Here is a 299-nt window from a genome sequence, read left to right on the forward strand (position 1 = left end):
AGATGTTGTGACGAACGCGACAATCTGTTCAGGAGAGACTTATATATGGGCAGTGAACAATACAGCCTACAGCACAACCCAAAGCGGAATGAGAATCCCAAACAACGGATGCACGGCAGACCAGGTGCTGAACCTGACTGTGACTCCGAAGCCTGCGGATGTGGTGACGAACGCAACAATCTGCTCGGGAGAGACTTATACATGGGCAGTGAACAATACAGCCTACAGCACAACCCAAAGCGGAACCAGAATCTCAAACAACGGATGCACGGCAGACCAGGTTCTGAACCTGACTGTGA

The 299-nt window shown here is 50.8% G+C and carries 1 protein-coding gene; it reads left to right on the forward strand.

Features of this window, described 5'->3' with window-relative positions; genetic code table 11:
* A partial coding sequence (locus tag EYY60_RS22130; RefSeq protein WP_162847811.1) for a hypothetical protein occupies positions 1–299 on the forward strand: 299 nt, incomplete at both ends.

Source organism: Flavobacterium zhairuonense (assembly GCF_004352915.1).
GTDB classification, from domain to species: domain Bacteria; phylum Bacteroidota; class Bacteroidia; order Flavobacteriales; family Flavobacteriaceae; genus Flavobacterium; species Flavobacterium zhairuonense.